Raw genomic sequence first — 14,795 nt, 5'->3', positions numbered from 1 at the left:
GTTGTAGATTCATTTGCAACTTTCCCCCAATTGTTCCAACCTTCTGCTTTAACAGACAAATCCATGTCACAATTGATGAAAGTAGTTTGAGCAAAAGGTCGCCAAGGTCTTCCCAAATGATGAGAATCTTGATTGTTCCCAGAAATCTTACAATTCTCGAAAACGAAACCGTATTTCTGATCTTCTGTCGTTGATGCCGCTGTAATGTATCCTTTCCCTTTATTATTTAGCTGACAGTTTTCAAAATAAGCGGTTCCTGCTCCGAAAATGTAATCGACTGTACCTTCGATGTAACAGTTCTTAAAATATTGTCTGCTTCCGCTTTTCACTAAATATAACGTATCTTGATTTCCTAAAAACCGACAATTTGTAAATTTTATTTTATCTGCATCAACGCGAACAGCAACAGCTTGTCCAACTTCGCCTGCGCTATTTTCGAATGTTATATTTTCGGCTGAAAAATTATCTCCAAAAATAAAAAATGAAGCCGAACCAGATGTTCCAATTTCTTGACCAATATTATTTAATTTTGATGCGTAATCATCATACGTCAAAATGGTTTTGTGTTGATCTTCACCAATAAAATTAATCATCGTTTTAGAAGGAGGTAAGGTGATTTTTTCTTTGTAAACACCATTTTTAATCAAAACTTTTACAGGAACTCGACTAAAATCGGGTAGTGCAGCAATTAATTCTTGAATAGTTTTGAATTGCCCTGAACCATCTTTCGCTACAATAAAATCATAATCTTTGACTTTGTTATTCGCTGAATTAATCTTTTCTGAAACTAATGATTCTGCATAAACTTCTAAATTGGTATATTGACTTGATAAATTGTAACCGTTTGCATCGTTAATGCCAACTTTCAAATTATTTCTTTTTTCCCATTCATCGTCCATTCCATCCTGATCTGTATCTGTAGGAATATTTTATGTTTTTAACGTAGGAAATCCGCCAACTTCTGTTTGACTATCGATAATTCCGGTCATATTTTTTGGATATCCGTTTGTTAAATAACCAATTAATCGATTATCAACTTCATCGCGTTTTAAACTTGCTCCCGCATGTGCTTGAACCATTTTGTAGGCATTTTCAGCAGAATGAGTGATAATTTCATTTTTACCAAATTCAGTTTCAGCTTTTGCTTTTAAAGGTTCATCGGCTTGTACACCGCCATTCCAGTTATTTGCTGTTATATCAGCATAACCTTTTACAAAATTTCCGTTGACATAAAATTTACCATATGGAATAGAAGGATTTACAATTCTATTTTTATGTTTTGTGGCTGGTCCAGATTTGAAATAATTATTAATCAAATTATATTTTCCTTTTTCTCCGCCATAAATAGAATTTGCGCCCCAATTAAAAATTACATTATTACGAAAATCAACCATTTCATCTTCAGGATTCATCGTTGATTCTGACCCACTAAAACGAGGATTTCGACTATTGTTACTCATAATTAGATTGTGGTGGAAACTTGCAGGCTCACCACCCCAAATTCCACCATAACCATGCGCTCCTTTTACATGGATAGATTTATTAAGAGCTTCTGATATGATAGACCATTGAATTGTAAGATTTTTGACACGATAAAACGAGATGTTTTCATCTGTAGCCCAACTTACCGAACAATGATCTATGATTATATTTTGTGCATTTCGACCACCCAAAGCATCACCTTCTACTTTTGCTAAATCGCCTAAACGAAATCTCATGTAACGAATAATTACATTGTCAGATTTGATGGTTACAGGATAATTAGAAACCGTAATACCATCTCCAGGAGCAGTTTGTCCAAGAATAGAAATATTTCCGTAATTAATATCCAAAGGAGATTGCAATATAATGTTTCCAGAAACAGCAAAAACGATTGTTCTGCTCAATTTTTTTTGAATTCCGTATCGTAAACTTCCTTTACCAGAATCGTTGAGATTTGTGACAATATAGACTTCTCCACCTCGTCCACCAGAACTGTACCTGCCATATCCTTCGGCAGAAGGAAAAGCAGGTAAATTCTGTGCAAATAAACATGAATGAATTAAAAATATAAATGTAATTGCGATGTGTGATTTCATTTTTTATCGTTTAATTAATTCCACCATCTTGGATCTCCAATCGCAGCACCTGTAGAAGATGCAGTTCTTAATGGAGAATTGACTGGTAATGTAAAATCAATTGTTGTGTTTGTCCAATTTAGAGCATTTTCTTGATTATTCGTAGAAGTTACTCCTCCAGTAGGAAAAACAAGTTTTTGTAAATCAGCTGCTTTACCATTCGTCAAATTATAGAAATTGTTGAACGTAAAAACAGCTGTACTTGAAGTAGCTAAACGAATTAAATTATTACTCGATAAACTTCCTCCAACTCTTGGCGAATTTGCAATAATATTATTGGTAAAATTAGCTTTGATCGGCACGTTATTATTGTCTAATAGTGGAAAAGAAGAACTTTGTCCAAAACTATTAATTGTACAATTGTTGACATTAATTGTTGCGTTAGCAGATGGCGTAGTAATACTTTCTCTGTATCGAATAAATAAATCTCCAACTTCTGTAAATGTTGAATTTTCGATATTAACTTCGTTAAAAACTAATTTGTCTAAATGTAAAAATCCGTAAGATGAAGCTGGGAAATTCTTGAAGAAAGAATGTTTAATCTCAAATTTATCCATTACATATCCGCTATTTGGACCTCTATTTGCTCTGAAAGCTGAGGTTTTAACACTACTTACAATACAGTTTTCAATCAATACATTTGCAAAATTAGCCTTCGCACCATTGCTGCTGCTGCTTGTCAAATTGATTAAATAATCTGCCGTATTTGCGCTTCCATCTAATTCGATATTCTTTAGATGTAAACCAGCCCCAGTATCATTTAACGTAAATTCTTTGAAAGAAACTTTTGTATCTTCTGGATTTCCAGAAATTCCAATCAATGAAATTTTCTTCGCATTAATTGCAAACAATTTATCTCCAGAATCATATTTACCAGGATTTAATCCAATGATATCACCATCTTTTGCATTGTTAATCAAGGTGATTAAATCATCGCCAGAATTAGCAATAACACTATAACTTGTAGACGATTTAGTCGTGAAATTCTGAGAACCAACGCTTGTATTTCCTTTATAAATTTCGACTGTATATCGTGTACTTGGATTAAGCCCTTTTGTTGTTTTAAGTCCAGCAGTAGCTTCGCTACTTGTAATTTGACTTATAATAGGATCGCTAACATAAACAGGATCCTGACCAGAAACTTGTGTATATGCTTGAAATCTCAATTCAGTTACTCCAGCAGTTACATCCCAACTAACCGTTGCTTGATTCTCCAGAATATTTGGATCATAAATAGGATGCAAAATTTGGATTCCAATAATTTTAATTCGCTTACTAACAGACCAGTGAGATTCTGGTCTGTTTTCGTAAGCATTTGTTTTAACACGTATAAAGAAATTTTTTCTCACGGGAATTTCTTGATCCGTAATAACAACTCCAGCAGAATCTGTTTTTTTTGTTAAAATGATATCTTTTGGATTTGTAAATAACGAATCGCTTGAAACTTCTGTTGTATAAGTTTCGTCAATATTATTAGTATACAGAGAAGGTGACCATGTGACTTTAGTTTCTGTTTCAAAATTTTCGGCAGATAAAGACAATGGTGTAAACATTCTCATTGGATCGTTAGATTCTGACTGAAATTCATCATCATTACAAGAGATTACAGCATTTGCAGTAAGTAATACTGTTCCTATAATCAATATTTTATAAAAAGTTTTTTTCATAATAATTGTGTTTTAGTATCCGTAATCTTGTGTTAAATTATAGTTTGTATTGATGATGTCTTGATAAATAGGCAACAGTTCTGAATGATTTGGTTTGTAATATTGTAACCAACCTTTTCGCTCGTCGTTAATCATTGTCGCAGCCATTCCAGTTTGCCAGTTTATGCGTGTATATCCCGTTGGAGTAGAAGCTACAGAAGGCGTGTAAAACAATTCTGTTTTATCATTTCCAACAAAATAAGTATCTAAATTCAAAACAGTTTTTTGTGCAGTTTGCGTTGGATCGTATTTACCAATTTTGTAATAAATGTATTTAGGTACATTGGCATATTCTCCCGTTCCATCTAATAGATTTTGTAATTTAACACGAGTTTCTGTTACCACTTGACCTAAAAGATTCCATCTGATTAAGTCATATTTTCGGATAGATTCTCCACCAAATTCTAATAATCTTTCGTGTACAATTTGCTCAAAAAAGCCTTGATAACCATTCGCTGTAACCGCAGGCATTTTATCAGGATTGTTCGCATAAGCTCTTGCTCTAACTTCTCTTAAAGCATCTATTGCAGCAGCTGTTGGTCCACCATTTAATTCATTTTCTGCTTCAGCAAACATTAATAAAACATCAGCAAAACGCATAATAGGCCAATTGATTCCAACATTTTGAGAAGGACCAGTTACTTTTGTCCAAGACTTTCTAAATTTTCCGTCTGTTAAAGCATCAATTTTTACCACCTGTGTTAAATCATCTGCATTAATTTCGAACGCATTGATTGTTACATCTCGTCTTTGATCATATTTATCAAATTCATAAAAATAAGTTGGTAAAGCATTTATTCCGCCACCACCATTCCATTTAGAAGCTGCATTATGACGTAATCCGTTGTAATAACCAAGTTTACTATCAGTTCGCGCATTTCCGCCAAAAGCACCTACTTGAAAAATCATTTCGTTTGTATTATCCATGCGACCTTCGTGAATAGCACGGAAAACATCTTCGTAATTTGGATTGATATTATGACTTCCACGTTGTTGCATAATGTCAAACGTTTCGTTGCGAGCAATTTGGTAATATTTTTCTGGATTTGTTCCTTTAACCATCTGTACAGGCTGTCTTCTCAACGAATATCCAGCTCTAGCAAGTGCAATACGAGCACGTAAGCCTTTCACAAAAGCTTTTGTAATTCGTGTTGTAGGATCTCCAGATTCGGCTCTCCATGGAATAACTTTTGAAGCAGTTTCTAAATCATTTAATAAAACTTCATACACTTCATCACGATCAGTTTTTGGAAGGAAAATATGTTCGTACTGAGAAGATGGTTTATCTTGAAATGGAACATCACCAAAGTTTCTGATTAATTCGTAATAATATTGCGCTCTTAACGTCAATGCTTCTCCGTAATATCTATCCATTAACTTTTTGTCACTATCACTTCCAGATTTGTAGACATCAGATGTCGGAATATTATAAATTAATAAATTTGCTCTTTCGATTCCTGTGTATAATTGACGGAAAGGTTTGTCTAATTCTGGATTTGTAGGACATGCATTGTACATACTAATTCCACGACGATCGTTACAATTGTAATCACCTGATGTTTTGAAATCATCTGCAGCTTGTCCAATGATAGAAGAAATTCTGTTTCCGTAACCATTATCACCAGCCAATTGATTATATACGCCAACCAAAGCAGAGTAAGTGTAACTTGCATCGTTGTAAACCTCTATTTCGGAAGTATTGGAAGGGCTACTAACATCCAAATAATCATCGCATGATGTTGTTGTTAATAAAACGATGCTAACGCCTAATATTTTTATAATTGTTTTTGTTTTCATTTTTGATGTGTTTTGAGATTAGAAAGTAACATTAATACCTGTTAAGAAAAATCTGCTTCGTGGATAGGCAGCGTAATCAACTCCAGGAGTTAAAGGACTTGTGCGTCTTGTATTTGCTTCAGGATCATAACCAGAATAACCAGTAATTGTAAATAAATTATTGATTGTTGCGTAGATTCTTACTTTGCTAATAAATTTCGTTTTTGCTAACATATCTTCTGGTAAAGAATAACCAACTGTAACGTTGCTTAATCTTAAATAAGATCCATCTTCGATGGCATAAGAATGTAAAATATAATTTCCAGAAGGAGGTGACCAAAATGTAGCATTTGCGTTTAGAGCTTCTAATTGTGTAGGATCTGTTACTCGATTTCCGTTATCGTCAAAATTTCTCCAAGCTCCAGCAACTGCTTTTAACATATTGTTGTCGCGGTATAAATATTGTGTTGTAAACTCAACTTTATTGGCATTGTAAACTTTATTACCAACAGAATAAGTGAAGAACATACTTAGGTCGATATTTTTCCATTGAAATTGTTGATTAAATCCACCATAGAATTTAGGTTGAGCATTTCCTAAAACTGTTTTATCATTATCATCAATTATTCCATCGTTATTTAAATCTTTCAATTTTAAATCTCCAGGACGCACATCTTTTGAACCTAATGCCGCAGCAGAATTGCTTGCAACACCAGCTTTTAATGTATATTTTTGAGTTGATGGATTGTAATCGAAATCGCTCACTTTGTACCATCCGTCTGTTACATAACCATAGAATTGTCCGATAGGTTTACCTACTTCAACTTTGAAATCTTGCAAATTATTTACCCATCCAGATGATTGATAATAGTATTGTAGACCATCACCAGTTACATCTTTTCCTAAAGATTTGATAACATTTTGATTATGAGAAATATTGAAGTTTACATTCCATTTAAAGTTTTTAGATTTCGCAATATCAGCACCTATTGTAAATTCAATTCCTTTGTTTTCCGTTTCACCAGAGTTTTGATATTGGTATTCGTATCCGCCTGTTTGCGGAATTTTAGCCAATAATAATAAATCTTTTGTATTTGTTACATAAGCATCGATACTACCATAAACACGTTTATTGAATAAAGTATAATCTAATCCAATGTTTTTAGAAATTGTTTTTTCCCATTTTGCACCCGAATTTGCCAACCTTTCATTAGGAGCTAAACCTGGAACTACAGCATTATCAAATGAATATCCCCAGTTACTTGAACTACTAAAGAATGTTGAATATAAGAATGGCTCAATGCGGTTATTACCCGAAGTACCATAGCTTAAACGTAATTTTAGTTCGTCAATCCAAGAAGAATCTTTTAAGAAATTTTCTCATGCAACATTCCAAGCAAATGAAGCAGAAGGGAAGGTAGCATAACGATTATCAGGAGAGAATACACTCGATCCGTCTGTTCTGACAGAAAGTGTTAACATATATTTTTTATTGAACGAATAATTAACTTGTCCAAAAAACGAAGCCAATCGATCCACATTTACTGATGTTGAAACTGGATCTTGTACCATTCCTGCAGGAGGAACCGCACTTTGCAAATTAGAAAATGCTTGATTAGCCGAAATATTTTTTGGTAACCATTTGATATACGTTCTTGATGTTTCTCCGTCTGTTTTTACAATTTCCTGTCCAATCATTACATCTAGTTTATGATTAGAACCTAATCTTGGTGAATATTGTAATGTATTTGAATTTGAAATTCTTCTTGTTTGACTTGCACGCATATCAACCACAGGAAGATTAGCATTTGCCATTGCAACACTTGTGATATTTCCGTAAAAACTATTGTCATTGCGATCTGTTTGTACATAACCAAAAACAGATTTGAAGGTTAACCCTTTGACAATTTGCCAAGACAAGTAACCATTCATCAAAAGGTTTTGTCTTTCGTCTTCTCTTACTTCATTATTCGCTAGCAAAACAGGACTTGTAAGGTTTGTTTGTGCATAATAATCTGGATCGAAGAAATCAACATACGATTCGTTTCCTGGAGCAGCAAAAGGTTGATATCTCACTGAATTACGAAGTCTGTTATTTGATTGAGAACCTGTATTTGAAGTACCAGCTCCCATGATTTTATCTTTACTATATCTAAAACTAACTCCCGTTTTTACTTTGTCGCTGATTTTATGATTTAATTTGAAGTTTGCTAAATTTCTTTTGTAACCAGAATTCAGCATAATTCCATCTTCGTTGATGTGATTTAAATTTAAACTGAAATCAGTCGATTTATTTCCACCAACAATCGAAACGTTATGATTTTGAGAAAAAGCTTTTCTACCAAAAACTTCTTCTTGCCAATCTCTCGCTTCCATACTTTTATAGATATCTATATCGTTAAAATCTCCATATCTTTTTCTGAAAGAATCTGCTAATTGCTCATCATTATTAATATTATACAATTCATACTGATAACGTACAAATTCATACGGAGTCATTACTTCTAACTTATTCTGAATTTCTCTAAATCCAGTATAATTAGAATAAGTAACTTGTGTAGGCATGTTGAAACCACTTTTTGTCGTAATAAGCACAACACCGTTTGCACCTCTCGCACCATAAATAGCAGTAGAAGCTGCATCTTTTAAAACATCAATACTTGCAATTTCTTGTGGAGATAAAATAGATAAGGCATTTTCTACTTGTATTCCATCCACGATATACAGAGGGCTGTTGTCTTGTGTAATCGATGTGCCTCCACGAACTTTAATTGTAACATCAGCTCCTGGTGCACCTTCGGACATACTAACTTGTACACCAGCTAATCGACCTTGTATAGCTTCAGCAGCAGAATTTACTGCCATATCTTTTATCTGATCAGCATTTACACTTGCCACAGAACCTGTTAATTCATCACGTGTTACAGTTGTATATCCAATTACAACAACTTCATTTAGATTTTGTTGCTCTGTTGCAACAAGATCTTTCAGTTTTATATCGATTGTTCCTTTCTTATTAACAGGAATAGTCTGTATTTCATAACCATCATAGGTAATGGTTAAAGTCGAGTTATCTGGAACAACAATTTCATAAAATCCATTTTCATCTGTAATTGTTTCGTACGTTGTCCCATCTACATAAATGTCAACTCCATTAAGAGGTGAATTATTAATAGATGATTTAACTGTTCCGGAAACTTTTATTTCTTCTTGCGCAAAACTCGCAATTGGTAGAAGCAAAAGCGTGAATAACTTAATTTTAGATATCCTCATATGTGTGGTTTTGTGTTTCTTCTGTTAAACTAAATAATTTTTAGCGTAATCGATTACATTATTAAATATAAAAGTGTATATAGTACACTAAAATATAACTATTTTTTTTAAAATCAAATAAAATATTAAAATTTATAAAAAATAATTAATCTATTTGTTAGTTATTGATATTTAATACAATATCTGTTTGTGTTGACTGATATTTATATATACTCTAACTTAAATAAGCTAAAGTGGTTAATTTAGATCATAATTTTTTTGGTGATTTATTGAATTTTTGAATATAAAAATATATAAATTGAAGTAAATTTGTAATCGATTACAAATGTGTTTTGAATGCTTTTTAATAGTTTTAGAACCATTGTAATTTATACATTACTATATAATACTATTGAGATTTAATTTATATTTACCGAATCTTGATAACGAACTTGAATTTTACCTTATTATGAAAAAAAGTGCTACAATATATGATATTTCTGAAAAATTGAATATTAGTGCTGCTACCGTTTCGAGGGCTTTAAACGATCATCCTAAAATTAGTCAGAAAACGAAAGAGTTGGTTATGAAAGCTGCTAAAGAGCTTAATTACAAACAAAATACTTTAGCGCAGGCTCTAAAAAGTGGGAAGACAAATAATATTGGGATTATTGTTCCTTATATTAATACAAATTTTTTCTCATCTCTAATTCGTGGGATAGAAGAGGAGTTGTCTCCACATGGTTACCATGTTATTATTTGTCAAAGTCACGAAGATGTAGATTTAGAAAGAAAACAACTAAATACATTATTGAATGCACAGGTTGATGGTATTTTTATGTCTGTTTCTAAAACGACGGAAGATATTTCGCACATAGAAACTGCAAAAGAATCTAATACTCCAATCATATTTTTTGACCGTAAAAAAGATATTGCAGGAATCAGTACTGTAACAATTGATGATTATAAGGGTGGATATTTGGCAACCGAGCATTTGATTAAACAAGGTTGTCGTAGAATTTGTCATTTATCTGGAGATTTGCGTTTAGAGATTTATCAGAATCGTTACAATGGTTATATCGATGCATTGAAAGATAATAAATTAGCTTTTAAAGAAGAATATGTTTTTTCAATTAAAAGTTCGATAGAAGATGGGGTTGAAGCAATAAAAACATTATGGAATTTATCATCGCCACCAGATGGTATTTTCTCGGCCAGTGATTATGCAGCGTTGGGAGCTTGTCAACAATTGAAAAAGAAAAATATAAGCATTCCTGAAGATGTTGCAATAATAGGTTTTAGTAATGAGCCATTTACGCAATATATGGAATTACCTATTAGTAGTGTAGATCAGACACCAGATGTAATGGGAAAAATTTCCGCTCAAGTATTTCTGGAATATATGAACGAAAATTTTTCAGGGATAAGCATAGAAAAAAAGGTTGTTTTAAATCCTCAAATTCATATTCGAAAATCTTCGAAAAGAAAATAGGTTATAAAGAAACGCCTCTTTTCCAAGGGATAAAATCGTTTTGATTTAAAATCTTAGCTTTTACTTTGACTTCACCGCTTGCAACTTTTATGATAAATTCTAAAAGTTCGTTAGCGGTTTCTTCAATTGTTTTATTTCCAGTAATGATTTCTCCCGTATTAAAATCGATAATATCAGGCATTTTTTCTTGTAATGCTATGTTCGAAGAAATTTTTACAACAGGGGCAACAGGATTTCCAGTAGGCGTTCCTAAACCTGTAGTGAACAAGACGATATTAGATCCAGTTCCGACTAATGCAGTTGTACATTCAACATCATTTCCTGGTGTACATAGCAAATTTAAACCAGGTTTTTTGATATATTCTGTATAATCTAAAACATCTTGAATAGGAGAGGAACCCCCTTTTTTAGCTGCACCAGCAGATTTCATCGCATCTGTTATTAATCCATCTTTTATATTTCCAGGAGAAGGATTCATGTCAAATCCAGAACCAGCGGCAACAACAGAATCTTCGAAATCTTTCATTAATTGTAAAAATCTTTCGGCATCTTTTTCATTCACACAACGATTGATTAATTCTTGTTCAACTCCGCACAATTCGGGAAATTCGGACAAAATGGTAGCACCTCCAATTGCAGCCATAATATCTGATAAATAGCCTAAGGTTGGATTAGCAGAAATACCAGAAAAACCATCTGATCCTCCACATTCTAATCCTAAAACTAATTTAGATAATGGAGCTGGTTTACGTTCAATTTCATTGGCTTTTTTGATTGCTTCGAACGAATCTTTAATAATACCGTTCAACATATTATCAACTGTTCCAGATTTTTGTTGCTCGTAAACGATAATTGGTTTTTGATTATCAGGATTGATTTTATGTAAAGCTTCTTTAAAAATATCAACTTGTAAATTCTGACACCCAAGACTCAGGACTGTTGCACCAGCGACATTCGGATTGTTTACATATCCAGCAAGCAATCTTCCTAAAGCTTCAGCATCTTGTCGAATTCCGCCACAACCTCCTTGATGTGTAACGAATTTAACATCAATATTTTTGAATACTCTAGTGTCTTCTTCATCTGTGTCTTGCTCGTTTTCATCAGAATTCTGAATTAACGAACGTAAAAGCAGTTGATGTTTTGATGGTTTTTCGAATAATAATTCTTTTTCGAAAACATCTTTCAAAATTTCAACATTTCTATTTTCGCAAAAAACCAAAGGAAAAAACAACCAAATATTTTCCGTTCCAACTTGTCCGTCTTCTCTGTGATATCCCATAAATGTTTTGTCTTTCCATTTATCGATATTTGGAGGAGTCCATGACGTTGTAGCTGTTTTCTTTTCGACTTTAGAACTTTGATGTTTTACATTTTCAGTCGTAATAACTTCACCTTTTTTTATGTTGCAAACGGCTTTTCCGACAGTAATACCATACATCGTAATCGTGTCATTTTCTACAAAATCTATTGCAGCAAACTTGTGTTTCGCATTCGTATCTTTCTGAATTTCATATTCAGCATTATCAACGACCACAATTTCATTTACTTTTAGGTCAACTAATGCAACAATTACATTATCCGTTGGATTAACTTTTATAGCTTTTTTCTGCATTTTTTTCTCTTAAATCGTTTGGTTGCTATATATTTCATAAGATTTTTCAATTCCATATTCATCAATTAGCCGAAGAGCTTTTTCAATTTCATTTTCTAATTGATTAACCTTTGTCAAATCTTGTTCCCAGAAATTTATATTCTTCAAAACAGAATGACTTATTTGTTGATAATCATTGTTTTTCCAAATATTTCTGAACTCACTTATAATCGCTTCGTCATCATTTATAGGTAATTCTTCATTGTTCCAATCACCTTTGTAAAAACGAATTAAACAAGCCAAAGAAAATGTAATTCCTTTCGGAATTTGATTGAATTTCTCTACATAATCTAATAAACTTGGAAGAACACGAACTTTGAATTTAGAGATAGAATTTAACGCTATACTCGATAAATAGTGCTTGATAAAAGGATTTCTAAATCGATCTAAAACATCTTCTGTATATTCTTTTAATTGTTCTTCTGGTAAATCAAGGATAGGAATGATTTCATTATAAATAATATTTTTAATAAAATCTCCAGCTACTTTGTTATCGATTGCATCACGAACAGTTTCTATACCTAACATAATAGAAAAAGGAACCATTGAAGTGTGAGCGCCATTTAAAATTCGAACTTTAGAAGTACGATAAGGTGCTATATTTTTGACAAGCAAAATCTGTTCATTTGCTTTACTAAAAGGAATTTTTTCTTCCAATTTTTCATCGCCTTCAATTGCCCAAAATAAGAACGCTTCTGAAACGACAATCAATTCATCTTCATAATCTAACTGATTTGTGTAGCTTTCTAAATCATCTTTTGGAAATCCAGGTACAATTCTGTCTACTAATGTATTATGAAATTTATTTGAAGTGTTAATCCAAGTAATAAATTCATTTTCTAAGTTCCATAATTTAGCGTATTCTAAAATATAATCTTTCAAAATAATGGCGTTATTCTCAATTAATTCACATGGAATAATTGTTAAACCTTTGTCAGTATCTCCATTAAAATAAAGATATCTTTCATATAAGAACGCAGTTAATTTTGCAGGAAAATTTTCGTGGGGCGCATTTTCTAATTTGTTTTCTGAAGGATCAAATACAATTCCAGATTCTGTTGTGTTAGAAAAAACAAATTCCAATTGTTCTTCTTTTGCTAATTTCAAAAAATCTTGGTATTCTTTATAAGGATTAATCGATTTTTGAATCGCAGAAATAACACGATTTTCATCAATCAATTCACCTTTTTTAATTCCTCGAATAAATAAAGTATACAGATTATCTTGTTCTTCAAAAGTATGAAATGAACTTCCAGAAGGTGTCACTTTTATGTTTGCGATTCCTGCATTAAAATTGGCATCTTTATTCAGTTTATCGATTACATAGTCTGTAAAAGCGCGCATAAAATTTCCACCTCCAAATTGAATAATTTTTATAGGAAGTTCATTTTCTTGATGATATAGTTTTTTATTTAATTTTGTTTTCAAGTTATTGAATTTAAATTGATTATTTAATCACTTTGTATTTTGGTACTAATATTTTCATGACAATCCATGCTGTTAAATAAGCAACCCCACAAATTGTAAAAATGATCATATAACCTTTGTTGATTCCATCAACTATAATTGCTCCTGATTTTTCTAAATCTGAAAGTAAATTTTCTGGTAATCTTTCGTTGATGTATTGAGGATATTTTTCTAATAATGGAGTACCATCGATAGTTGTCCAGTTTTTGTGTGAATAATCAAACAAAACTCCTGATGATTTATTGATCAAAAAAGAACCAATTCCACCAGCCATACCACCGATTCCAACTATTGTAGCAATAGCACTTTTAGGAAACATATCACCAACTGTAGAGAAAATATTTGCAGACCAAGCTTGATGAGCTGCTCCAGCAATACCGATGATAATTACGGGAATCCAAAAAGAGGTTGCACCAAGAGGTTGAGCTAATAATGCCAATAATGGAAAGAAAGCAAAAATTAACATTGCGCGCATTCTTCCCGAATATGGATTCATGTTTAATTTATCGACAAAATATTTTGGTAACCATCCCCCAATAATAGAAAGTAATGTGATGATGTAAAGTACAAACAAAGGTAAGGCACTTTGTGTGCTATCCATCTTGTAGACTGAACTTAAGTAAGCTGGAGTCCAAAAAAGGTAGAACCACCAAACACCGTCTGTCATAAATTTTCCGAAGATAAAAGCCCACGTTTGTTTGTATTTAAAACATTCAGAAAAAGTTAGTTTTCTTCCTTCTGTAGATGTTTCTGTATTTTCTTCTATATCTTGTTGAATATACTCTAATTCAGCGCTATTAACTTTTGGATGTTTGTGTGGTACTTGGTATAAATAAATCCAAAATCCCATCCAAATAAATCCTAATGCTCCGATGATGATAAAAGCCATTTCCCAACCCATCGATTTTGCAATAAATGGAATTGTAAGAGGAGCAGCTAATGCTCCTACAGTAGCACCAGCATTGAAAATACTTGTTGCAAACGCACGGTCTTTTTTCGGAAAATACTCGGCTGTTGCTTTGATTGCTCCTGGAAAATTACCAGCTTCACCGATTGCTAAAATTAATCGAGCAAAAATAAATAAGCTAACACTTGTTGAAATAATTAATGAGGTGTCACTTACTTTTTCTAAGATTTCTTTTGCTCCAGCAAATCCAACAAACCAATTATCTGTAATATACCCTGCTGTTGCAATTCCACAAAAAGCGTGTAAACATGCTCCAATTGACCAAATTGCAATAGCGTATAAGAAACCTTTTTTAGTTCCCATTTTGTCAATAAATCGGCCAGCAAATAACATACTTACAGCATAAAAGATCGGAAGAGCGTCG

At 32.6% G+C, this 14,795-nt stretch carries 10 protein-coding genes; 1 reads left to right on the top strand and 9 read right to left on the bottom strand.

Annotated features, from left to right (window positions below; genetic code table 11):
- The 6 genes from B2X73_RS00845 to B2X73_RS00820 all read right to left on the bottom strand — a co-directional run.
- Positions 1 to 899: pectinesterase family protein (locus tag B2X73_RS00845; protein ID WP_291095477.1), on the bottom strand; the 899-nt coding region annotated here is incomplete at its 3' end.
- 30 nt (positions 900 to 929) lie between these two features.
- Positions 930 to 2,078, bottom strand: a complete 1,149-nt coding sequence (locus tag B2X73_RS00840) for a pectate lyase family protein (protein WP_291095475.1) — start codon at positions 2,076 to 2,078, stop codon at positions 930 to 932.
- 14 nt (positions 2,079 to 2,092) lie between these two features.
- A complete protein-coding gene (locus B2X73_RS00835; RefSeq protein WP_219034320.1) occupies positions 2,093 to 3,784 on the bottom strand; it encodes a DUF4957 domain-containing protein in 1,692 nt (563 codons plus the stop codon).
- A 12-nt stretch (positions 3,785 to 3,796) separates the two neighbouring features.
- Positions 3,797 to 5,620: a RagB/SusD family nutrient uptake outer membrane protein gene (locus B2X73_RS00830; RefSeq protein ID WP_221855142.1), complete on the bottom strand. Its 1,824-nt coding sequence runs from the start codon at positions 5,618 to 5,620 to the stop codon at positions 3,797 to 3,799.
- A gap of 18 nt (positions 5,621 to 5,638) precedes the next feature.
- Positions 5,639 to 6,802, bottom strand: a complete 1,164-nt coding sequence (locus B2X73_RS00825) for a hypothetical protein (protein WP_291095473.1) — start codon at positions 6,800 to 6,802, stop codon at positions 5,639 to 5,641.
- A gap of 177 nt (positions 6,803 to 6,979) precedes the next feature.
- A complete protein-coding gene (locus B2X73_RS00820) occupies positions 6,980 to 8,872 on the bottom strand; it encodes a SusC/RagA family TonB-linked outer membrane protein (protein ID WP_291095471.1) in 1,893 nt (630 codons plus the stop codon).
- 448 nt (positions 8,873 to 9,320) lie between these two features.
- On the opposite strand from B2X73_RS00820, the gene B2X73_RS00815 reads away from it, so the two are divergent.
- Positions 9,321 to 10,343 carry a LacI family DNA-binding transcriptional regulator gene (locus B2X73_RS00815; protein ID WP_038330468.1) on the top strand — a complete coding sequence of 341 codons (1,023 nt, stop codon included), beginning with the start codon at positions 9,321 to 9,323 and terminating at the stop codon, positions 10,341 to 10,343.
- A gap of 1 nt (position 10,344) precedes the next feature.
- Here the strand turns inward: B2X73_RS00815 and B2X73_RS00810 are convergent, their stop codons facing one another.
- From B2X73_RS00810 to B2X73_RS00800, 3 genes are read right to left on the bottom strand one after another with little or no spacing between them, the layout of a single operon-like run.
- The gene (locus tag B2X73_RS00810) at positions 10,345 to 11,958 is read right to left on the bottom strand and encodes a UxaA family hydrolase (protein WP_286495605.1); all 1,614 of its coding nucleotides are present in this window, start codon (positions 11,956 to 11,958) and stop codon (positions 10,345 to 10,347) included.
- Between the two features lie 9 nt (positions 11,959 to 11,967).
- Positions 11,968 to 13,425 carry a tagaturonate reductase gene (locus tag B2X73_RS00805; protein WP_286495604.1) on the bottom strand — a complete coding sequence of 486 codons (1,458 nt, stop codon included), beginning with the start codon at positions 13,423 to 13,425 and terminating at the stop codon, positions 11,968 to 11,970.
- A gap of 19 nt (positions 13,426 to 13,444) precedes the next feature.
- Positions 13,445 to 14,782 (bottom strand): MFS transporter, encoded by a 1,338-nt coding sequence (locus B2X73_RS00800; RefSeq protein ID WP_414647154.1) that lies wholly within the window; start codon positions 14,780 to 14,782, stop codon positions 13,445 to 13,447.
- Between the last annotated feature and the right edge of the window lie 13 nt (positions 14,783 to 14,795).

Source organism: Empedobacter sp. UBA7252 (assembly GCF_002472765.1).
In the GTDB taxonomy this organism is placed as follows: domain Bacteria; phylum Bacteroidota; class Bacteroidia; order Flavobacteriales; family Weeksellaceae; genus Empedobacter; species Empedobacter falsenii_B.
This window is presented reverse-complemented; position numbering and strand designations above follow the sequence as displayed.

Coding starts and splice junctions, on each gene's coding strand:
- B2X73_RS00840 (WP_291095475.1), bottom strand. CDS start 2,078: ATGAAATCACACATCGCAATTACATTTATATTTTTAATTCATTCATGT.
- B2X73_RS00835 (WP_219034320.1), bottom strand. CDS start 3,784: ATGAAAAAAACTTTTTATAAAATATTGATTATAGGAACAGTATTACTT.
- B2X73_RS00830 (WP_221855142.1), bottom strand. CDS start 5,620: ATGAAAACAAAAACAATTATAAAAATATTAGGCGTTAGCATCGTTTTA.
- B2X73_RS00820 (WP_291095471.1), bottom strand. CDS start 8,872: ATGAGGATATCTAAAATTAAGTTATTCACGCTTTTGCTTCTACCAATT.
- B2X73_RS00815 (WP_038330468.1), top strand. CDS start 9,321: ATGAAAAAAAGTGCTACAATATATGATATTTCTGAAAAATTGAATATT.
- B2X73_RS00810 (WP_286495605.1), bottom strand. CDS start 11,958: ATGCAGAAAAAAGCTATAAAAGTTAATCCAACGGATAATGTAATTGTT.